Origin of the sequence: Methanospirillum hungatei JF-1, from assembly GCF_000013445.1 — an archaeon.
GTDB lineage: Archaea > Halobacteriota > Methanomicrobia > Methanomicrobiales > Methanospirillaceae > Methanospirillum > Methanospirillum hungatei.
Map to the genome: position 1 here is coordinate 1,624,891 of NC_007796.1, position 23,633 is coordinate 1,648,523.

Below are 23,633 nucleotides of genomic sequence, written 5' to 3' on the forward strand. Positions count from 1 at the left end.
TGAATCTGTCAGAATTTAATACTGATTCTCTCATTCGGACCTCAGTCATAGAGCAGGATCGCGTAATATGCAAACCAGTCTGCACCACACAGAAAGGATTGCCGATGATTCATTCAGTTTTCCTGCAGGCACTCTGGTAATTCAGGCATTTTTTCGACGCTTTCTATGCTCACTCCATAGCCCTATAGTATAACATAGGATGGTTGGCATATAAAAGAACCTGATTTCGTGGTAGTGATACATGAGTCCGGGAACGATACCATCAGTATCTTTGCCTTTATGTATCACCATGAAAACCGATCTTGTCGGCTATGAGAAAAATGAGATTCAGGACTACTCCTACAAGAGTCGCAAGGGACATTCCTTCCAGGTTTGCAGGACCCAGGTCGATCATGGTGCCTGATACACCGATTATCAAAATTACCGATACCAATACCATATTTCTCCCATGTGAGAGATCTATCCCTGCGTTCAGAAGCATCTGAATCCCCTGTGCTGCAATTACTCCAAATAGGATGAGTGATACTCCTCCGATAACCGGTTCAGGAATGCATCTGATTGCCACTGAAACCTTCCCACAGAAAGAAAACAAAATTGCCAGGACGGCAGCACCGCCAAATATCGCAGTACTAAATACACGGGTAATTGCCAGTACTCCGATATTTTCTGAATAGGTAGTATTAGGGGTCGCACCGAAAAATCCAGATAAAATAGAAGATACCCCTTTTCCAATAAGCATTCTGGGCAGACCCGGCTCTTTGAACAGATCCTTGCCAATGATAGTCCCCGTCACCTGCACATGACCAAATAATTCCACCAGGGTGACAAAGGATGCAGGAATGATGATAATAATTGCATGAGCAGACCATACCGGAAAATAAAGTGTTGGAATAGAAAACCAGGGTGCATTCAGAATTGGTTCCAGGGAGAACGAACCGGTAAGAGCAGCAAGGGTAGTCCCTGCGACAATACCAGACAGGATAGGAAGGATCTTGAGAACACCTCTGAATAATGTCATACAAATTATGGTAAACAGCAGGGTGAACAAGGAGATAGCAACATAATGCAGGTCAGGATTGTCACCGGCCAGGCCTGCATACCGTGCTGCTGTAGGGGCAAGACCAAGTCCTATGATAGTTACCACAGAACCCATAACCACATCAGGAAAGATGAGTCGTACCCATCCGGAACCTGCACGGTAGATAATGAGAGCGACGATAAGGAAAAATACTCCGGATGCAATATATCCGGTTAGTGCTGCACCATATCCATATGACCCGATTATCATAAGGGATGGTGCAATATATACGAAACTGGACCCAAGATAGGCAGGAACCTTCCACTGGCAGATAACCAGAAAAATGAGAGTCCCAATTCCATTAAAGAGGAGAGTCGTTGCCGGATCAATGCCCAGAAGGATCGGGACGAGGATCGTCGCTCCAAACAGGCACACAAATGCTGCAGACTTAAAGGGAGGAAGGTGGAGAGTGGCGGTATAACATCAACAGGGATGGGATCTGAATTCATTATATTTCAATTTCGGAATATCGGATGTTTTTACCCTTTCTCCCGAGTGGGAGTGTGGATTGTTTCAGGCGATCAGCCATTACTCTCCGGTGGGGTGCATGGTCCGGTATACCCCTTTTGGCACAATAATCTCAAACACCGCTCCGGACCCGAAATTCCCGGTTTCACGAATGCTCATCCCGGTAATCTGAAGTACTTCACGGACAAGGAAAAGCCCAAAGCCATTGTTTTTTCCAAACCCACGCTCAAAAATCTGTTCTTTTTGATCAAATGGAATGCCAGCCCCGTTATCCTCCCACCTGATAATGAGGGAGTCTTCCTCCAGATGGGTTGTGAGCATGATCCTGGTTACCCGCTCCCCATGTCGGAGAGAATTATCAAGAAGGTTACTGAATACCTGGCTGAACATGGGATCTGCATAGACTTCATAGTCGCCGGTCATTGATGTATACTCAACGTTAATCGGGATTGATAACCGGAGGGTTTCCAGCCGGGACCACTGAGGTTCGTGAGTGCCCAGATTCGGATATACCCGGGTAAACTCAATCTGGCTTTTTATTGCCTGTGTTGCTGATCTGATAACATCGATCTGATGGAGTACGGAAGGGTCCGAAATATCCATCTCGGCAGCTCCCAGCGAGTTAAAGATGACCGTGGTTTTATTGATGATATCATGCCGGGTAATGCTGGACAGAAGATTAATCTGACGGTTTGCATGCCGAAGGGCTTCCTCTGCCTTCTTCCGCTCAGAGATATCAAGCATGGCACCAATCATCCGGATGGCAACGCCCCCTGGATTTCGAAGGATGCAGCCCCGGTCCATCACATATGCATATACACCGTCAGATCTCCTAAATCTATACTCATCATGCCAGTTTGTGCAAGTGGGGTCTTCCAGTGCTGTATCAAATCCTTCTGCAACCCGCTCCCGATCTTCCGGATGAACCCGGTCAGTCCACCATGCCGCGGTTTGATCAGAAAATACAATATCCGACCACCCGAATACCTCTATCCCGACCTCATTCCAGCGTTGTGCATCGTTTATGACGTCAAAATCCCAGATGACATCATTGGTTGCCTGTAATGCCAGACGATATCGTTCTTCCTGCTGGTACAGTTTCTTCTCTACCTTCTTTCGCTCAGTGATATCCCGTGCTGTAGTAAATACTCCGGCAATCTCACCCATTTCATTCAGGTAGACAGAGGCATTGTAGAGCACATCAATAATTGCCCCATCTTTTTTCCGGATTGCAAGAGGATAATCACGGACCTCACCTTTTTCAAACACCATCAGATACCCGGCCCTGGCTTCTTCAGGTTCGGTAAAGTATTCTGAAAAATCAGTACCCACGAGTTCACTTCTGGTATATCCGGATACCGTTTCGGTTGCCGTGTTGACATCCGTGATCTTCCCGTCCCTTCCGATCGTTATCAGAGGGTCAGGACTGGTTTCAATCAAAGTCCGGTGGTATCTGCTTGCCTGTATCAGTTCATCTCTTGCCCGGCCACGACAATCGTACCATCTGCCGGTTTTTGGATGGATAAATTCCCCTTTCATGAGCCCAGTTGGATCCGTCTTCTCCAGTATGAACTTATTTGTGCAAAAGGAACAGGGGCTATCAGCATTATCATACATACAGGTGTGACATTTCTGGCCAATGACATTCCCAAAGATATTTCTCCCTTCTTCATTGATGTACAAAATATCATAGGAGTCTAAATCTGAAACAAAGATATACGCATCAACACTATCGAGGATAGAGTAGAGTCTGGCCTGAATCTCCTCAATATAGCGTTCATACCCGCTGACCTGGGGGGATGAAATAACCTGCTCCGGTCGGTCAGGGGGTGGTGCTTCCGATGGGACTGGTGAACCGGGAGAATAACTGGGAACAAAATCAAAGGCCACCATATCATGGTTTCTCAGATAATCCAGAATCTTCCCTGAATGAACCCACTCACGGTCAAGATTTGTGACCATCTCATCGATTCTTTTTACTTCGTTCTGGATTTGAGCAGTTATCCGAACATCTTCGCTCATATCCGCATAGATGGAGATGAGGGTAAGAGGGTTTCTGATACCGTCATTCAGGATGGCAAGCTGGGCAATGTTTTCCTGGATCTGTACTGCTGCACGCTCTTTTTCCCGCTCAAGGAATCGTTCGGCAGTTACATCACGTCCCTGGGCAATCGTCGCAACCGGGTTTTTCCCGTCAGAATCATAGATAGTAGCAGAATTCCAGAGTACCGTGCGAAGCGTACCATCCTGGTGGATAATTGGTATCTCAACCGTCTCCCACCGAACCCCCTCACCAGTCTTCTGGATAAACTGCATTGACCTTTCTGCCTCATCTTGGGGAAAAAGAGAGGATAGGTGCCTCCCTACCAGATGTCCGGCGGGTATTCCGGTGAGGATCTCAAAGGCATGATTAACCCTGGTGATGGAAAACCCGGTATCCCAGATGATGATCGGGACATTTGCATGGGTGATGAGGTTTTCCAGATAGGCGTTTGTCTCTAAAAGCTGGTACTCCTGCTGTTTTCTTTCAGTGACATCCCGTATAATGCGGACAAGACGTTCAGGTTCTGGCGAATATGCAGTCCCTTCATAGTATCTGCCAAGCTTACGGTTGAAATATTCAAAATGGATCTTCTTTTCCATTGCTGTTACATCACTACAGGTCTCAATCCAGTCATCTTCATTACCGGGAAATACCTCACGGACCGTTTTTCCGATAATATCAGATGCCTTCAGACCGGTCATCTGTTCATATGCAGGATTTACATTAATGAACCGGTAATCAATCGCTTTTCCGGTACTGTCACAGATGACTTCATGAAGAGCAATCCCTGCATCATTGGCATCAAATAATCGTCTGAACTTTTTTTCACTCACCATGAGATCTGAAGTCTGTTCAGAATATCGGGATGAAAGCCAGGTCACCACTCCGGCGACTAGTATAAATATGGCAATACGGGCCAAAGCAGAATAGACCTCTGACTGGTGGGGCCCATATACGGCGATGAGAAGGCCGTATACCCCGATGAGAACCAGTGAGAAGATGAACCCTCGCCGGAGGTAAAATGCACAGGCGATAATTATCGGGAAGTAATAGAGGTTTTGAAAGACGATGGTTATCCCATAGGTAAGCGACACAATGCTCAGCATGATCACAAAAAGAGACGTGAAAAAAAGTGAATAGAGAGGTATTTTGGGGTGAAGATTAAGTGATTCATGAAGAAGCATTCTATCGGGCCCTATGTATCAGATAGTACTGATATAGAATCCTTATATAGCCCGTGTGGGATAACTATTTCGGATTGTGCCCCTGCTCTATCATCCCAATATCAAAGAACCAGATCGCCCTTCACTTCTCCAAAGAAGAACATGACAGTGGTTGCCGTCTTTTGACTCTTCCTGTCTGCGAGGTTCCCGCTTTCATCAGGATGGATATTCCGGAGAATGGAGGAGTGTATGGGGGAGGCAAGGTTAAAGATGTGGGCGCTGTAAGTCCATTGATGGGGGGGGAAAATTAGTATCCTCTCCAAACCTACTATTACATGGGAGGGACATATGACAGCCACAATAACCGGAAGATTGACAAGTTCAAAAACAATCCAATTAGATTCTCCTCTGATTACTGATGAGACAGAAATTTTGATAAAATTAAAAAAGACATATCCCAGAAAAAAAATCATTGTTCCCGAATCTTATGTCCTGGAAATAGCAGATACTGATATCGAAGAGTTATATTGATGCTTTTCTCCGATATTGTGGATTGTTCCGTATTTATTGATACAAATATCCTGATTTATGCACATACGAATACCCGGTTTACACCTGCTTGTGAATATATAAATGACAAAAACTGATGTGAATATAAGAGAATAGAGGAGTATTTTGAGAGGATATTGAATGATTTATGAAGGAGCATGGTATCGGCTCTAGGTATCGGGAAGTACGGATATTGAATCCTTATATAACCCGTGTGGGATAACTATTTCGAATTGTACCCCGGCCCCGGGAGTGCCGGTTTCCCGAATGGTAAAGCCGCCTGCAGATACGATCTCCCGTGCCAGGTACAGGCCAAGACCGGTATGCTCCCCGTACCCGTGATCAAAAATCATTTCTTTTTTTGCAGGATCTATTCCGATCCCATCATCCCTATAGAAAAGAACCAGATCACCGTTTACTTCTCGGGAGTGGAACGTCCCCTTTGTTACCGTCTTTCCATGTCTGATAGAATTATCAATAAACGTTGAAAAGACCTTTTGCAGGATAGGATCTGCAAATACTTTCAGAGATGGAAGAATGGTATTTTCAATTTTAATAATATCTGTGGGTACCTCTGCCTGAGCAGATTCAATAAGCGAATACACAGATATCCATGCAGAATTGGCCATCCCAAGCCCTTCATACTCACGGGTAAATCCGATGATCGATTCTATCCGATTTGAAATTTCATGGGCCTTTGAAATATAATCGTACACGGCAGACAGCTCCTGTGTTTCAAGGGCTATCTCCTGGTATCCTTTCAGCATCAGCAGGTTATTGACGATATCATGCCGGGTCAAGCTGGTCAGGAGACGGATTTTATTATTTGACTGACGTAAGGCATCTTTGACCCGTCTCCGGTCGGTCACGTCGGTAATGAATCCCTCGAGGAATAAAAGCCGGTCATCTTCGGAAAATATACCCCGTCCCCGCTCCCAGACCCATCGGATTTCACCGGACTTTGTAATGATAGGGTATTCAACCTCGAACATCCCCCCGTTATACAGAAATTTCTGGACAGTCTCCCACAACGTCTGCTGGTAATCAGGGTGGACCAGGTCATTATATGAGATAAGGTTGTTGTGAATCAGGTCAGCAGGAGCATACCCGGTAACGGCAATACATCCGTCACTGATAAATTCCATAGTATAGTCAGCATCATTGGCACACCTATATACAAATCCCGGTAGATTGCTTATCATCGTGGCATGGGCACGTTCACTCTCCACAAGAGCTTGCTCAACGACCTTTTTATCGGTGATATCACGGATTATACCTTCTACACCAGCAATCGCTCCTGACTCATCATGATAATAATGACTGGAGGTTGACACATAAACAGGAGATCCGTCCTTTTTCCGAAGACGGGTTTCATAATTCCGGACAAACCCATTCGTGCATAATGAATGAAGAAATTCATCTCTATCATCCGGGTTGAAATAGAGGGTTTCAGCGATGGGTTTTCCAAGGATCTCATCTATGGAATCATATCCAAGTAGGGTCGCACCACTCGGACTTACCATAATGAGCGCTCCTTCAGGGTTTGACCGGTAATAGACATCCTGGATATTCTCTATCACACTCCGGTAGAGTGCCTCACTCTTTTCTAGTGACCGGATAGCACACTTCTTCTGGGTGATGTCAAGCAGAGAGGCGATGCTTCTTTTTTTGTTTGGAATTACCCCGATAGTAAGGTATATTTCTCGGATTTCTCCGGAACGGGTGATAAATCTGAACTCATAATGGGGAAGGGCACGTGATTCATCTTCCATCCTTTTTCGGTTTTCAATCCTCATCCAGGAGAGATCATCTGGATGGACAAAATCAACCCATCTCATCTTCCCTTCGATCTCCTCCCTGGTATACCCGCTCATGGAGGCAAAAGTATTATTAGCAAGGCTGATGATCCCGTCCTCTTCAAGAACTACAGTCGCTGTGCCAGTATTTTGAAAAACCGTCCGATATGATTCCTCACTTTCATGAAGGGCCTCTTCACTTCTCCGGAGGTCATCAAGATTCTGCCGGAGTTCTTCTTCGGTCGCAACGATCTCTTCATACGCAGCATGGAGTTCTTCAGCTTTAGTTCGGAGTTCCTCCTCTACCTGCCTCTGCTGAACCGCCTGACGGATTTTATGATAAAGCTCAGTAAACTGTGGTTTTGGATCCCCGCCTTTCTGCAGGTAAAAATCTGCCCCTTCATTTAAGGCCTGGATAACCACTTCTTCACGACCCCTGCCGGTAAAGAGGATAAAAGGGAGCTGGTTTCCAGATGTCCGGACAGTTTTTAAAAACTCAATCCCGTTCATCTCCGGCATTTCGTAGTCTGATATGATCGCATCATAGGGGTTGGAATTCAATTTTTTCAGGGCCTGCGGGGCTGAGCTTACGGTGTCAACAGAACACTGACCTGTGCGTTCAAGAAACATTTTTCCTAACTCAAGGAGTGTTGGCTCATCATCCACATAGAGTATCTTTGTCACTGCTTTCCCCCTTCCTTATAATGCATCCTCCATATTCCAAACGGAATGGTAATTTCAAACCTGGCACCAGTCCCCGGCTGGCCGGTCTCCCGGATGGAGATACCGGTAACAGAAAGGATCTCACGAATGAAAAACAACCCAAGACCGGTATTTTTCCCATACCCTCTCTCAAAGATCTGTTCTTTCTCCTCATATGAAATACCGGCCCCGTCATCTTCAAACAGGATCACAGCTTCATCTTCATGTATCTGGCTTGAAATCTGAATCCGGGTGACGCCTTGGCCATGCCGTATTGAATTATCAACCAGATTTTCAAAGACCTTGACAACCAGGGGATCTGCGTAAAGCTCAATATCATCAGCAGTATTGACGATATGAACAGAGAACCTCGAGAAGACAGCCTGAATAAGAGATGAGAGACGATGCCAAACCGGTTCATGAGATCCCAGATCCTGATATACCCTTGTAAATTCTATGTGAGACTGAATAAGCGAGATCGCGTGGTCAATATGCTTGAAATCTTGATCTGCCGGAGTAGTATCCACCTTTGATTTTGCGATCTCCAAAAAGAGCTGCACCGCATTGACCGTATTGAGTATATCATGCCGGGTAATCCCAGAGAGCATGTTCAATTGACGGTTTGCCTGACGAAGAGCATATTCAACTGTTTTCTGTTCGGTGATATCCGTTGCTATCTCAAGACGGACAATTCTGCCATCTATCCACCTGATGGCACTATCCCGGCATTGATACCACCGTTTGGTGATCATATTTTTAAATTCCCACGTTATTGTCCTGGTGGGATTGCCCGCTTCATCCAGAAGCAGGTGATTTGTGCAGAAACTACATGGCTGGTCAAAACCTTTCTGAAGTGACTGATAACAGATCTTGCCAATCACATCTCCCCATATCCGCTTTCCGTACTGATTTATGAACAATATCTCATGGGTTTGCATATCAGCAACATACACCAGGGCATCAACACTGTCCATCACGGTTTTTAAGGTATCATGAGCCTTCCGGAGGGCATCTTCGGTTTGTTTTCGGTAGGTTATGTCACGGATGGACTCAATCGCCCCGGCTAACCAGCCTGATTTATCAAAGAGCGGGGATGCAATACTCCAGAGAATGACATCATTTCCTTGAAAATTAGTGATAATCGATTCTGATATGACCTTGCCTTCATCGTTTTTAAAATCTGCATATAATGGGGATATGGTATCATCATACCGCATCGCGAGGTCAATAAGGATGGGCCTTCGTTCCAGATAGAACGGGAGAGAGTATTCATAATTCCCCTTTCCGATAATATCAGATGCCTGAACGCCTGTCATCTTCTCAATTGCTTTATTCCATGCGATGACTGTTCCTTCCTTATCAATCACAAAGGTTGCATCGGGGAGAAATTCGATGATGTCATGGAGCCGTTGTTCTGACCGTGCAAGGGCATCTTCTGTACGTTTCCGCTCTGTGATATCTATCGCGATATGGATTGCCCCGGTTACTATTCCGTTTTCGATAACCGGATTGCTTCTGACCAGAAAATAGTGCCCGTCAGGAGTTGTCACTTCCCCTTCCTGAAATGTTCCGGTCTTTATTGCCTGCAATGCCGTACAGCCAGGACAGGGGCTGTCTCTTCCCTGAACAAACCGGTAACAGGCACCGGGAAAATTCTGGCCAGGTAACCCGTACCGGTCACATGTCGCCTGATTCACCCAAACGACATTTAAATCACGGTCAACATATTCAACTAATATATCCCTCAGCCCGGATAGTATTGCTTCCCTGATCTTCTCGTTATGTTTCCTCTCTGAAATATCACGGGAGATTGCCAGGGCAACTTCCTGGTTGTGTAATGTGAAAAGATGGACTGATACCTCAACCGGAAGTACTGAACCGTCTTTTCGTTGATGCGTACACTCAAAAGTAAGATGTCTCTTTGCAAACAGGGCAGGGGTGAGCCTTGGAATGAGTTCGTTACTCTCATTAGTATTGATATCGATAACCTGCAGAGAAAGAAATTCTTCCCGTGTATACCCGAGCGTGCTACAGGCGGCATCATTCACTTCAAGTATCTTCCCAGGTTTCCCGTTCGGACCTATTTCATGGAGAATTATCATATCTGATGCATTGTTGAAGAGCTGGCGAAACCGCTCCTCGCTCTCCATAAGTGCTTTCTCTGCTTTTTTTCTCTCGGTAATATCCTGCATTGTCCCATGCAGTCCGGTGAGCATTCCTGTTGCATCATAGACCGGCCCTCCGGTTGCCCGTACCCATACCCGGGTTTTATCAGGACGGATGAGTTCGAGTTCAAGGTCATATGGTTTCCCGGTCTCAATGGCAAAGGTCACAGCTGCCTGCAGTCTACCCCAGCTCTCCGGTACATACAAATCTGACAGACGGGAATAATCGGGGGGAGGGAGGTCAGGATTCCAGCCAATTATCTGACAGAGCTCATCTGACCAGAAGATCCGATCTTTATGCATATCCCAGTCCCAGATACCAATACATGCCTGTCGGTGAATCTCACGGAGTTGTTTCTGTGCCTTTTGCAGGTCATGTTCAGCCTGCTTCTTCTCAGTGATATCGTGTAAAATTGAGTTGCACAGGACAATTTGACCGGAATCATCCCGAATGGCATCCATAGTAAGATGTACCCACCGGTGCGTTTTATCAGCCCTGCAGATAATCAGTTCCCGCTCGGTATGCACCCCCTCTTTCAGAAATCTATCAAATATCTCAATAAACCGGCTTTTGCCTTCAGGAAGGTCGGCATAGATATCCAGAGAGGAAGTCCCGATGAGGGTATCAGGAGAGCATCCGAGAAGTTCTCCTGCCTTTGTATTACATCTGACAATAGTACTAGACCGGTCAATAGAAAGAAATGCCAAAGGAGATTCATTATATAACTGGCGGTACTCTGCTTCACTCTGAAGAAGTGCTTTTTCAGCTCGTTTTTTCTTCACGACGGTGGTAATCTTATGACTAAGTTCTGTAAACTGTGACCGAATCTCTCCCCCTTTCTGCACGTACCCGTCTGCTCCGTTATCTATGGACGCAATGACAACCTCTTCTCTCCCTTTTCCGGTAAACATGATGAATGGGATATCATTTCCGGAGGAACGTATTTCTTGTAACAGATCAAGACCACTCATCCCATCCATCTCATAATCGGCAATTATTGCATCATACTTGCGTTCTGCCATACACGCAAGGGCTTTTTGGCCGGAAAGGGCAGTATCGACATGAAACGAAAAGAAAGCAGACAGATACTGGCGGGTGGCCTGAAGGACCACCTCGTCATCGTCAATAATGAGGAGACGAAGAGGATCAGAAGAAAATTCAGAAGGATCATCGGTCATAGAGATACACAGTCAGGGTATTACAATATACGATCTGATAGGATATGAACCAGTCAATACGCCCGGCATAAGGTACCTGGAAAGGGACTCAAACATGCTCAAATACTCCGGTTTCAAGTGACAGAGAGAGAACTGCATCAATGTTATTCTCTCCGAATTGTATCGGTACAGAACGATTGAAAAAGCAATATTCCTGCCCCCGTAGAGTAACTTTCATCCGTTTCGAGTCAGGTTTTTTAGAATCAATAATTCTTTGATAGTATGAAAGGAGCGAAATAACCTCTTCTTCAGGGAAAAGATCAAACAACGTCATATTCTCCCTCTCCAGTGATTCTGAACCGGTCATATATGTACATGCACAGGAATTTGCATACAGAATGGTGCCATTCCGGTCAACTACGCAAACAGCATCGATAAGTCCGTCAAGTATTTTTTTCAACTGGTTTTCCTGAAGAATCACCTTCTTTTTCTCCCGCGAACTCTCAGTTACATCACGAAACAGCACAATAATTCCGGTGATGGTCCCATGCTCTTTCATATCACTGATGGAGACGTCTATGATTCGTTCCTCACCGTCACCCCTGATGATCGGAATTTCACCTCGATAATGTCCGGTCATAGTTATTTCTCGGTAAATTTTTTCCCCAATCTTTTCAAACTCTTCATCTGAACGGTAGATCATTCTGATACTCTGACCGGTGAGGATACTCTTTTCATACCCCAGAATCCTGCATCCTGCAGCATTACAACTTACAAACCGTCTGTCATTATCGAGGGTAAGAATTCCGTCGTTTGCATCTTCAAGGATTGTCGTAAGATATACATTTAAATCATGAATGATCTGCTCAGCAGTAACACGATCAGTAATATCGACAACAGTTCCCAGGTATCCGGTTACCTCACCATCATCATTCCTTAATGGAACTGCCATTCCCAGAACATGAACCTCTTCTCCACTCTTTTTCTGGTACCGGTATGCATGATTCCAGGGTATTCCCTCGGCGACATGTTCATACCAGAGTCCTTTGATCCAGTCCCGTTCAGTATGGTGAATCACTTTCACCCATTTCGATCCTTTTACTTCGTCTGGCTCATACCCGGTTATCTCACACCATTTTTGATTTACATAGATGACTTTGCCTTTTGCATCTGCCTCAAAAATTCCAACAGGAGCGACTTCTGCAAGAGTTTCATACCGGTGAAGACTTGAAGAAAGCTCACGGGTTTGTATATTCAGACGCTCTTCCAGCTCTTCCTCGTATTTTTTATGTAATGTCAGGTCATGCAGAACCAGGGCTACTTTTGTTGAGAAATCATTCTCCTGAATGGGGATACAGGAAACACGGAAGAAGCACTCTTTTCCTTCCATACCCACATAATCTTCAAAGATTCGTTTATTTCCCGCTACTGCATCTTCCAGTGCCCTGATTATATCATATGAAAACAATTCAGGGATCCCGGTATACCGGATATTCGACCCCCTCACCTCATCTGGCTGAACGTTGAAGAATGAAGCACATGGATCATTTACATCTTCAACAAATAGGTCTTCATCGACAATCAGAAACAGATCAGAGGACAGGCTTAAGAGTCGCGCAACAGGAATTCGCGAAGAAAGAGTGTACACTTTTGCCCTTCCAAAGGATCTCATGGAGATCTCTCCTCTGCCGGTCATGAGATTGAGGATATTCAGGATTAATGTCCGGTTAATCCCGAGAGATCTGGAAATATCAGATATTGTCATGCCCTGGCGATTTTTAGCCAGTATTTGCTGAATTTCACGTATGATCGCCTCCTCGGTTTTATTTTGATTATCATCGTGAGTTTTCATCAATGCAGCATTCATTGTTTTCATAGTATGAATAATTAATGCTTAGATATATTTTGATATTAATTATAGCAATACAGCATACCTATATATATAATAAGATCATTTTACCATTATCGAGGGTTTCATACACGTATGGGGAGACCTTCGTTATCGGTGATACAATCCATTTCAACTGTTCCATATGGGGTGAATCATGGAATTTTTGGATAATTTAAAAATGAGCAGGAAACTGATGGGCAGTTTTCTTGTCTTAATAGCCATTCTCATTATCATTGCCCTTGCTGGCCTTCTGAATATGATGACAATAAATGACGGGATGACAGCAATGTACTATGACCGTCTCATTCCTTTGTCACAAATTGCTTCAGTAAGTGATGAAGTACTCGCTATGAGGGGAGATACCATCAAATATGCACTGATACCCGAAGAAAGAGCAAATATCAAAAATGCTCTTGAAACGAATCAGAAAGAAGCAGAGGCCCTGATTTCGGAGTATAAAAAGAGTACATTACTTGAGAGTGAGAGGGCAGAACTTACGAAATTTGACCAGTATTGGAACTCATATATTGCAGAAATTCAGAAGGTGATTGAACTTGCCGACAAGGGATCTGACCTTGAGGTAAAAAAATCCATCCAGACAGGAGGGGCTCTCGCAGAATCCAGAAAACCAGTGGAAGAAGCGATTGCCAATCTGTACCAGATTAATCTGAAAGAATCTGAGAAGATAAATACCAATGCCGATGCAACCTTTGCACAGTCGGTTTTGCTTATTGCAATAATATCCATCGTTGGTATCATCATCTCAATCATTCTCGGGATTCTGATCACCCGGAGTATTACTATTCCCTGTGTAAAAGTCAAATACCTGCTCAATGAGATGAGTATGGGTCACCTTTCAGACCGGCTGAATCTTACGAGAAAGGATGAACTGGGAGATATGGCCAGGACGATGGACAGTTTTTCTGATGATCTCCAGCACAAGGCAATTGATGTTATTCACCGGATTGCTGAGGGAGAACGGGTCGAGCTGGCGACGGTGAAGGATGAAAGGGACGAGATCGGTTCAGCATTACAGACTCTTGTGTTCGCACTCCGGGGGCTGACAGATGAGACGACGAAACTCATCAACGCTGCAAAAAGTGGAGATCTCTCTGCCCGTGGCGATGATACGAAGTTTAAAGGGCGTTTCAGGGAGATTATTGCAGGCATTAATGAAACACTCGAATCGGTTGTTATTCCGGTAAAAGAAGCCATGCGACTCTCAAAAGAATTTTCTGAAGGGAATTTTGTCGACCGCATGGACCCGAATATCGCAGTTGCCGGTGATTTCATCGACTTTAAGGATGCTTTAAACCACCTGGGTGAAGAGACGTCATCCGCAGTGGGGAGTGTAAAAAGTGCAGTTGAGACCATCACCGCAGGCATGGAAGAGACCGCATCGAGCGTTGAGGAAGTTGCAAATAGTGTAACTTTACTGACTGAAAACTCCACTCATGTCAGTTCACTGGCAGAAAAGAGCGGAGAAGGAATCCAGCAGACCTTAACTGCCATGGAGGATCTTTCACGGACCGTCGGATCAGTTGCCAATAAAGCAGAGACTGCATCAGCCCTGGCCCAGAAGACCGTGAATCTCTCCAATGAGGGTATGGAACTTGCCGGAAATGCTGAGAAAGGCATGGCAAGCATCATGCAGTCCTTTGAAGGAACTGAAAATATCGTGAATGATATCACAAACCAGATGGATGAAATCGGGCGGATTGTTGATGTCATTACCGGAATAGCAGAACAGACCGGCCTTCTTGCCCTGAATGCTGCAATTGAAGCTGCCCGTGCAGGCGATGCAGGGATGGGATTTGCCGTCGTTGCTGATGAAGTAAAATCACTGGCACTGGAATCCCAGAAATCTGCTGAAAATATAGCAACCATCATTGGAAACTTGCAGAAAAAATCCCTTATGGTCTCAGATTCGATGAAATCATCCTCCCATGAAGTAAAAACAGGAAATGAGGCGGTAGGGAAAACCCTTCAGGTGTTTGATCAGATTGTCCAGGCAATCAATGAGGTCCACCAGAATATGACCGAAGTTGCCGGAGCAGCAGAAGAGCAGGCAGCAGCAGTCCAGGAGATCACTGCAAGTATTACCGAGGTTGAAGATATGGTCAGGCAGACGGCAAAAGAAGCGGTAAACTCAGCAGCAGCTACCGAGGAGGTATCAGCCTCTGTTGAACAGATCAACCGGGTTGTGTCTGACGCATCCATTGCCCTTCAACGAATATCATCAGATATGGGTAAATTTAAGGTTGCATAAACCACCATGGGAGCCGGACATATGGGAACATATAGTGTTGAAATATCAGCCGATGCAGTGCAGGAGGAGCAGATATCCTCCGTTCCTGCTCATTCATCCAATTGGAACAGAGTAAAACGGGCTGGAACAATCCAGGTCGTGGAATTTATTCTGGGAAAAGAGATGTTTGCAATCGATCTCTTTGATACACGGGAGGTCATTACCCAGACCGAAGTAACTCCCCTTCCCAGTACCCCTGATTATCTGAAGGGAATAATAGATCTCAGGGGATCGATCACAACCATTGTGGATCTCAAAGGGCTGATGCATATCACCACCGAATCAGCGGGTAAGAAAAATTCGCGGATTATCGTCCTTGATCGGTCCATTACCAGCAAACCAATCGGGATCCTGGTAGATGATGTCTTCTCCGTCACCACGTATGGACAAGAAGACATCGACCGCGAGAACACCTCATCCAGCGACACGCACCGGGACATCATCGGAGTCATCAGGAAGAGAACAAAAAATGCCGGTGAGAAAGATAAGGGCGGGCTTGTTGTCTGGCTTGATATCAGGAAGATGATCGGAAAGATAGAAGAAGAGTTGTAAAGAGCGTATAGGATAGAGAGTTATATTCTTTTTTTCATACTACCCCCCTGACATCATCAAGAAAAAATCAGGATTTAATAGACCGGCCCTCTCCCTCAATGCTACAATTGGAACGTTGCTCTTCAATGAATATCATCAGATATTGGTAAATTAAGGTGCTGTATAGACCAGCTCGGAAGCCGGACCTATGGGAACGAATCGTGTTGAATTTTGATACCAACGTACTATCATCAAAAACAGGAAAAAGGGATTATTAAATTGGGAAAAAAGTTATTTTGCTTCGTATTTCTTGATGACCGTAGTCAGTCGGGCTATTATATCCTTATTGAGATCACGGACTTTCCTGGATGCGATCTCGTGTATTTTCTTCTGTGAAAGGTCGGTCTCTTTTCCAAGCTGAGTCTGTGTCACCTTCTTCGCTTGGGTCAGTGCATTAATCCGGTCTGCAATCTCTTTTGGGATTTCAATAATGTCTTCGAGAGCAGATTTTGATCCTGCTTTTGATGCTGGCTTTTTCGCGGCAGTGGCCGTTTTTTTCGCCGGAGCAGAAGTCTTTTTATCTGAACCTGCTGATACTGCTTTTGATGACATTACTGCAGTTTTTACTGGTGCCTTTGCTTTTGATGCCACCGATGCGAGTGCTGGTTTCCCCTCTGACATCACCAGTTTTTTGATCTCTTTCAATTCAGCATCCAGGGACTGAATCATCTTTTCCATCTTCAGGATCTGTTTTGCCTGAAGATCAACAACCTTCTGAAGGTTATTTTCCGTTGCTGCCGGTTTTGCAACCGGTGCCTTTGATGTAGTCTTGGAGCTGACTGGTTTTTTGGAAGTTGTCTTTTTGGTAGCTGGTTTTGTGACCATTATGATCCCCCCATGAGTCTAATGACGTATAATAGTGTAGTTTAAATTTTCTTAAACATTCCGGCCCCTGAATGCCGGATATCACCAATACATCAATAGAGACTTACCAGATAATAGAACGTGCTATTTTATATTTTTTTAGTATCAGGATAGGAATATTCCTTCAATTCTCAAACTCAGCATGAACGAAAAGAGTCAGGGCAATTCATCACGAAATTAATAGTTTTGATCAAATGCTATAAATTTCGGATATTATCAAATAATATTCATAATTATCCTTGTTTTTTTCACAAAAATCCAAGAGAGAGCAGAATGCGTGTTTCACATACTGGATAAACATTTTCAGGTTTTGCAAATTCCAATCTCCTGAAATCGAGAAATATATGGACTGTCTGAATGAGAAACACGAATAGGTTTTTTTATCCAAATTTTTATGTAGATAGATACCAATATGAGATATATGCCCCTGATACAGAATAATTTCGCTTTCTTTTTCAAAATATTGGCCCTCATGCTGATACTTGTACCTGCTTCCTGTGTGGGCTCCACGGATCCTACGGTTATCATAACCGGATACAAGATATCACCTGATGTCATTCTTCCCCATGACATCGGAACTATAGAGGTGACCCTTGCAAATACGGCCATGCAGGCATCAAAGACGAATACTAAGCCCGGCGGCCAGGAAGAAATGGTTGCACAGTCAAAGACAGTCCCGGTCAATGCCTTTGTTGAATCTGCAATACTCAAGACCACCGACTTTACCGTATTATCCGGATGGTACCAGGACATCGGGGAGATTGGCCCAGGTCAGTCAACAACTTTGACTTTCCTTGTAGAGGCACCTGACCGTGAGGGACTCTACTTCCCTGAAGTCTGGATTCGGGTCAGAGGAGCGGAGAGTGTAAAATATCCGATCCCGGTTAATGTAAATACCAGACATACCCTCATCAAGCAACCATCCATTCGCCTCTCACGGTCTGTACCCGTGAACATCACTCCGGGAAGTGCCTTTGATATAACACTTGATCTGCAGAATGAGGGACTTGCAACGGCCCATGATATAACGGTGGAGATAATTACTCCAAATACCTCGCTTTCATCGCAAAGTCCTGAACGACAGTTTATCCGTGAGCTGAAACCAGGTGACAGCACAACCGTGGCCCTTTCATTTCAGTCAGATAATGATATTCCCATCGGTATCAGGCAGATTCCGGTCCGCATCTCCTACCTGAATGCAGATGGTACCAGGCTTGTGCAGAATGAACAGATCGGGGTACTTGTTCAGGGAACCGGTGAACTGGGGATTGCAAAACAGATCCTTGATCCAGAACAGATATTTGTTGGTGATATGTTCAGCCTGGTCTGCAGAATAGAAAACACCGGAACTGACAAGGCGAAATCAGTCAGAGCAACGCTGGATATTCCGTTTGATGGTACCAAAGAGGCATTTGTCGGAACCATCGGGCCGGATAACGATGCACCAGCGGTATTCACCCTGAAAGCAACACAGGCCGGAGACATCCCCTTTCATCTGACAATTCAATACAAGGATGATTTCGGAATTCATGAAGAGGTAATACCACTTCATGTCTTTGTTGGTGAAAAGAACGGTTCAGGGATGATAATCATTCTGGTACTGGTGGTCCTGGCTGGAGCAGGATTTCTCTACTGGAGACGGCAGCGTCAGCCCTGATCATGACAGGAAATCACCTTTCAGTCGCATTTTTCCTTGCTATACGCTCAATTCAGCGAGGGAACCGATTCACCTTTCTTCTCACCGTTGCGATCATGGGATTGGTTTTTGTAAACCTGGTATTCCTGCCATCTATCATTTCAGGGGTTGTTGTCAACTTTAACACCCAGTCCATCAACTATAATTACGGGAACCTGGTCATCGAGCCTCGAGAGAATACGCTGTATATCACCGGTGTGGATGAGGTCAAACAGAAGATTTCCCAGATATCAGAAGTGATCGGAACATCACCCAGGTTCTCTGCCGGAGCCACGTATAATTATCATGGAACCCAGATATCCGGGCAGATAGTAGGGTTTAATCCCAGATATGAGCAGGAAGTGACGCTCCTGCATACCAAGCTGAAAGAAGGAGAATTCCTTGCAGAGGGAGATGGCGATAGTATCCTTCTTGGTGCCCAGCTTGCCGGCAATATTGATGAACGGAAAGATAAGACCGATTCACTCGGAGGAGTCACAGCCGGAGATTCTATTCTCGTGACCTTTAATAACGGGGTGAAAAGAACCCTGAAGGTAAAGGGGATTTTAGATACCGGTTCATTCGGGGTTGATCGGAACGGTTTTGTGACGCTCAAGGAAGTAAACCAGGTATATGGTATATCTGATACTGCTACGTCAGTGCTGGTAAAACTCAGCCAGAACGGGGAAGAAGAGCGGTATAAAAAAATCCTCATGGAGTCTGGTATTGCTCAAAAGATCCGGACATTCCAGGAGAAGGGACAGGGATTTGTAAATGATGCTATCCGGAGCTTTGAGATAATTAATGCCATCTCAACCATGGTCAGCCTGGTTATCGCAATCGTGGTCATCTTCATTGTGATATTTATAAATACCATCAACAAACGCCGTCAGATAGGGATTCTGAAAGCTATCGGGATTAATAAAAAGATCATCATCTATTCCTACATCATTCAGGTTCTGATAATCGCAACCTGCGGTATTCTTCTGGGTCTGGCATTAAGCTCAGGCCTTGTTGCTTACCTTACGATCAATCCGCTTGTATTTCCCGGAGGAGCGGTGTATCCGGTGGTAGAACCAGGTCCCGTCATCCGAAGTGTCATCAGCCTGGCACTGGTATCGCTGATATCCGGATTTATCCCGTCATGGAAGACCGCAAATGAACCCATTCTTGATGCCATCAGGGGGCAGTAATGATAGAGGTAAGTGATGTCACCCGGATATATCAGATGGGGCTGGTGGAAGTCAGGGCTCTTCAGGGAGTAAATTGTAGAATAGAGAGTGGAGAGTTCGTCGGGATCATGGGGCCCTCAGGGAGTGGAAAATCAACTTTGCTGCATATCCTGGGCCTGCTTGATGAACCAACCGCAGGCACGGTCACTATTGACGGAATACCGGTGGGAACGCTGAGTGAAGAGGAGAAGAGTGATTTCCGGCTGAACCGACTTGGATATGTATTTCAGGATTATGCCCTGGTCCCTGAACTCTCGGTGCAGGAGAATGTTGTTCTTCCTGCCATGGCACGGGGGATTTCGCCAAATGAATACCTGAGAGAGAGTGAAAAGATCCTGCACGAAGTGGGGCTTGGTCACCGGATTCATCACAGGCAGTATGAACTCTCCGGCGGGGAGCAGCAACGGGTCGCCATCGCCCGGGCCCTGATAAACCGCCCAAGTATTCTCTTTGCTGATGAACCCTGTGCCAACCTTGACTCGAATACATCACGGACTATTCTTAATCTGTTCCGTGATCTGAATGAAAAATTCGGACAGACCATCATCATGGTTACCCACGAAGACTGGCATGAAGAGTACATGTGCCGGGTACTCTATATGAAGGATGGACTTATCGAGGATGAGAAAGCGTGTAAAATGAGAAGAAGGGATGGTGTTTCTGAGAGTATATCAGATTATCTCTGATTCAAAGTGAATAATATTGCGGGACTGTGGATCAAATGTGATGCCTATCAGAAATTTCTTCCGGGGATCGGCGAAATATTTCTGAACATACTCCCTGTTATGAATTTGCTCAAGGGCTGATGTATTTTCAGGAGGTATATCGGACACTTTAAATTCAAAGATCCAGATACCGGTTCGTGTTTTTACTGTCAGATCAATTCGTCCTTTATTTGTCATATCTTCAGCAATTATCTCATACCCGAGACTTGCGAACCAGGAGTACAATATACTTGCATAAAAACCTTCAAATCCGGACATCTGATTTTTTCGGTACCATTCATAGGGAATCGAAGCGAAAAGTGACTCGATGAGAACTTTTAACTGATCAGCGTGTCCCCCTTCAAGAATCTCATACAGTCGGACCCGGGATTCTGATACAGAATATCCCAGAAGAGTATCAGAAAATAAGAGATTCAAGGAAGTTCTGACTTCAAGGTTCGGGTACCCCAGAACACAGGTAAATCCTCTCACCGGATCCGACGACCAGGTTTTGATCGTCAGGTACCCTGCCTGAAAGAGGAGGGTTTCAAGCCTGATATGCTCAGGATCAAATGAACCAAGAAGATCATCTCCTGCAATCAGCCCCTCATATTCAGCAGGAAACCGGGGATGTACGGACCATAGTTTTATGAGAAAAGAAGGTGTTCCAGTTTCAAACCAATAGGGTCTGAATACTTTTTTTGAAAAGAGAAGCAGGATATCAAACGGGTTATACACGTGTTCCCCAGTCCACGAATATCCGTCATACCACTCACGAACCTGTTCTATTGAATATTTGGAAAGCCAGGAATGAAAGATAGTGGAGATATCTCTTTCGGTGTATCCACAAATCCCGGAGTATGCACTGTCAAGGGTGATATCATTCAGATTATTCAGGCCTGAGAAGATACCGGTCTTTACAAATTTGGAGACACCGGTTAACATGACAAACTTCAAATAAGGATCGAGAGATTTTAATACCCCATAAAAATCTTTGAGAATGTCCCGCATCCCGATTGCAGTCTGGACATCCTCTACGGTATCGAGTATTGGCTTGTCATATTCATCGATGAGGATGACAACCTTTTCTCCGGCTGATTCATGTATTGATCTGACAATATGCGAGAAATTTCCAGACAATGACCCTTCAGAAGCGGTACAGTCCCACTTTTTTCCCCATTCATCTATGATCTCCTGAATCCCTGCTCTGAGTTCATCAGGGGTTCTGACAGGAAATGCAGACCAGTCTATTCGAAGGACAGGATATATACGGGTCCAATCCCACCCGGAATTCGGATCATCAAGGAACAACCCATTAAAGAGTTTCTTTCGTCCGGAAAAGGCACAATCAAGGGTGTCAATGAAGAGACTCTTTCCAAACCGCCGGGGCCGTGATAAGAAATAATATGACCCGTTCTTTACAAGGGAGGCAATGAAAGGAGTCTTATCCACATATGCAAACCCTTCGGTCCTCATCTTCTCAAATGACTGGATACCGATAGGGAGTTTTTGGACCTGTGCAGATGAATTCACGGGGTGACCTCCCGGTTATGCACACACCGATCACCTGCGAAGACAAGGACCCATCGTTTCACCTTTTTCTGATATGCCCATTCTGGTGACGATCCATACCGTGTCATCTGCTCTATTCCATCTTTCAATGCCTTGTTTATTGCCTCTGGTGAACTCTGACCTGATTTTATATATTTTAACTCAAAAAGAGCATAGTAATCCGGATGCCAGGGCTCCCGTGGTAGGAACGCAATATCGATATATCCACCTGAAATTTCATATTCTGATTTTACCAGGTACAGAGTACTCATATGGGCATAGGCGAATATGAGAATTTTCAGGTATTTTTCATCAAAGCCGATATAGTCACGATTGGAAAAAGCATGGAGAACCTCTTCAACAAGGGAAACCAGTTTATCACACTTCCCGGAGTAAGCTATCTGATAAATGGCATCTGCAATTACGCTGCTTTGTACATCCAATCCAGCTTCTCGTGAGATCATCTGCATCATGAAATCATGATACAGGCCATGTATGACATAATTTGGAGTCTTTACCTGCACTCTGCCGGGTAGTGACTCCTGGATTGTCAATAGCCCGAGGTAAAAGAGAAGCGAGATGAAATCATCTTCAGAAAAAGAGATATCAAGAGTAAAGGTCTCGGTGAGGTTTGCTGAAACAAAGCCGTCACTGGTTATCCTGGACAGGACTGAAAAATTCTGATCAGGAGTTTTTATCCGCATCAGTTTTTCAAACTTGCTATAGTCACTAATAATATTCGAATCAAGAAGTTTTTCCGGGGGCTTTTGCCGGTCAAGACAACTTGTAAGATAATAGAGGACCATATCACTATTGAACAGACGGGCAGTACAATCTTCACTGAAACAATACCCATCATAATACTCCCGGAGGGTCTCGATCATCCCGGGAAAGATGATCTCTTCAGGAAGTGCCTCATGAATGAGCATGTCAACTTCTGACTCAGTAAATCCCATCATCTCATGGAGTCTCGGGCTTCGGGTCAGGTCCCGTGCGGTACTAAATCCACTGGTAAGACTGTCAAGCGTTATCGGAGATACACCGGTTGCGAAAATCCTGCCAACTATTGTCTTAGTCGCCTCTTTCAATACCTCAAACCATTTCCTGATAAAACCATTCCCGCCAAGGCTCTGGTGAAAGAGCTGTATGTCAAATCCAAGGAGTTCATTCGCAAAATGATCATACTCATCAATGATGACATATATCTGTCCATCAATTCTGGTAAATACCAGGGAGAAAAATTCTGCCAAAACGTCAGCAGGAGATGAATGGCTATGAAGAGTTATGGGAATATTATATTTTGCAAGAAACAGATTCAGATAGTTTTGGATTTTACGACTGAAACTCTCCACAAGTTCTTCTTCTGTGGTAGTTGATATTCCGGAGAAATCAAAATTCAATACGTAGTATGATCCTTTTTTCGGAGTTGGTTCCTTCCAGATATCAGTGCCGGTAAAGAATTCATTAAATTGATCTTTTTGCAATCGATCATAGTAATTACTCAGAAGAGAGACAAACAGACTCTTTCCAAACCGCCGGGGCCGGAGAAAAAAAACAAACGGTTCCTGATTCTCTTCAAGAACCCGGATGAACCTTGTTTTATCAACGTACAGATATCCCTCTCTGGCAATGGTCTGGTAATTACTTATACCATAGGGGATTCTCTTTCCGGCCATTCTATATCACTATGGTTA

The 23,633-nt window shown here is 44.8% G+C and carries 14 protein-coding genes; 6 read left to right on the forward strand and 8 right to left on the reverse strand.

Annotation, left to right across the window (positions count from 1 at the left end):
- Positions 1 to 277 precede the first annotated feature (277 nt).
- Entirely contained in the window at positions 278 to 1,453 is a 1,176-nt protein-coding gene (locus MHUN_RS07395) for a solute carrier family 23 protein (protein WP_011448420.1), read from the reverse strand.
- A 153-nt stretch (positions 1,454 to 1,606) separates the two neighbouring features.
- Positions 1,607 to 4,696, reverse strand: coding sequence for a PAS domain S-box protein (locus tag MHUN_RS17445; RefSeq protein ID WP_158498186.1), 3,090 nt, complete (start codon positions 4,694 to 4,696; stop codon positions 1,607 to 1,609).
- A gap of 405 nt (positions 4,697 to 5,101) precedes the next feature.
- Between MHUN_RS17445 and MHUN_RS07415 the strand changes: the two genes are divergently transcribed.
- A complete protein-coding gene (locus MHUN_RS07415; protein ID WP_048067370.1) occupies positions 5,102 to 5,284 on the forward strand; it encodes a hypothetical protein in 183 nt (60 codons plus the stop codon).
- A gap of 188 nt (positions 5,285 to 5,472) precedes the next feature.
- Here the strand turns inward: MHUN_RS07415 and MHUN_RS07420 are convergent, their stop codons facing one another.
- From MHUN_RS07420 to MHUN_RS07430, 3 genes are all read right to left on the reverse strand, one after another.
- A complete protein-coding gene (locus tag MHUN_RS07420) occupies positions 5,473 to 7,782 on the reverse strand; it encodes a response regulator (protein WP_011448423.1) in 2,310 nt (769 codons plus the stop codon).
- Complete coding sequence (locus tag MHUN_RS17450; protein WP_011448424.1) at positions 7,779 to 11,144, reverse strand: PAS domain S-box protein; 3,366 nt, start codon at positions 11,142 to 11,144, stop codon at positions 7,779 to 7,781. Before MHUN_RS17450 ends, MHUN_RS07420 begins: the two co-directional genes overlap by 4 nt.
- Before the next feature lie 88 nt (positions 11,145 to 11,232).
- Entirely contained in the window at positions 11,233 to 12,999 is a 1,767-nt protein-coding gene (locus tag MHUN_RS07430; protein WP_011448425.1) for a PAS domain S-box protein, read from the reverse strand.
- A 169-nt stretch (positions 13,000 to 13,168) separates the two neighbouring features.
- Here MHUN_RS07430 and MHUN_RS17455 point away from each other — a divergent pair, with 169 nt between their 5' ends.
- A complete protein-coding gene (locus MHUN_RS17455) occupies positions 13,169 to 15,283 on the forward strand; it encodes a methyl-accepting chemotaxis protein (RefSeq protein WP_011448426.1) in 2,115 nt (704 codons plus the stop codon).
- A 6-nt stretch (positions 15,284 to 15,289) separates the two neighbouring features.
- Positions 15,290 to 15,874 (forward strand): chemotaxis protein CheW, encoded by a 585-nt coding sequence (locus MHUN_RS07440; protein ID WP_239441590.1) that lies wholly within the window; start codon positions 15,290 to 15,292, stop codon positions 15,872 to 15,874.
- A gap of 270 nt (positions 15,875 to 16,144) precedes the next feature.
- Here MHUN_RS07440 and MHUN_RS07445 read toward each other — a convergent pair whose 3' ends face one another.
- Positions 16,145 to 16,738 carry a hypothetical protein gene (locus MHUN_RS07445; protein WP_011448428.1) on the reverse strand — a complete coding sequence of 198 codons (594 nt, stop codon included), beginning with the start codon at positions 16,736 to 16,738 and terminating at the stop codon, positions 16,145 to 16,147.
- Between the two features lie 511 nt (positions 16,739 to 17,249).
- Here MHUN_RS07445 and MHUN_RS07450 point away from each other — a divergent pair.
- The 3 genes from MHUN_RS07450 to MHUN_RS07460 are packed head-to-tail and all read left to right on the forward strand — an operon-like array spanning position 17,250 to position 20,370.
- On the forward strand, positions 17,250 to 18,434 hold the full coding sequence (locus MHUN_RS07450; protein WP_052288847.1) for a COG1361 S-layer family protein: 1,185 nt from the start codon (positions 17,250 to 17,252) through the stop codon (positions 18,432 to 18,434).
- 2 nt (positions 18,435 to 18,436) lie between these two features.
- Positions 18,437 to 19,645 (forward strand): ABC transporter permease, encoded by a 1,209-nt coding sequence (locus tag MHUN_RS07455; protein ID WP_011448430.1) that lies wholly within the window; start codon positions 18,437 to 18,439, stop codon positions 19,643 to 19,645.
- Positions 19,645 to 20,370: an ABC transporter ATP-binding protein gene (locus MHUN_RS07460; RefSeq protein WP_011448431.1), complete on the forward strand. Its 726-nt coding sequence runs from the start codon at positions 19,645 to 19,647 to the stop codon at positions 20,368 to 20,370. The genes MHUN_RS07455 and MHUN_RS07460 overlap by 1 nt, the downstream gene beginning before the upstream one ends.
- On the opposite strand, the gene MHUN_RS07465 is transcribed toward MHUN_RS07460, so the two are convergent.
- Positions 20,356 to 21,921: an ATP-binding protein gene (locus MHUN_RS07465; RefSeq protein WP_011448432.1), complete on the reverse strand. Its 1,566-nt coding sequence runs from the start codon at positions 21,919 to 21,921 to the stop codon at positions 20,356 to 20,358. The two genes, MHUN_RS07460 and MHUN_RS07465, sit on opposite strands and share 15 nt — an antisense overlap.
- Positions 21,918 to 23,615 (reverse strand): ATP-binding protein, encoded by a 1,698-nt coding sequence (locus tag MHUN_RS07470; protein WP_011448433.1) that lies wholly within the window; start codon positions 23,613 to 23,615, stop codon positions 21,918 to 21,920. Before MHUN_RS07470 ends, MHUN_RS07465 begins: the two co-directional genes overlap by 4 nt.
- Between the last annotated feature and the right edge of the window lie 18 nt (positions 23,616 to 23,633).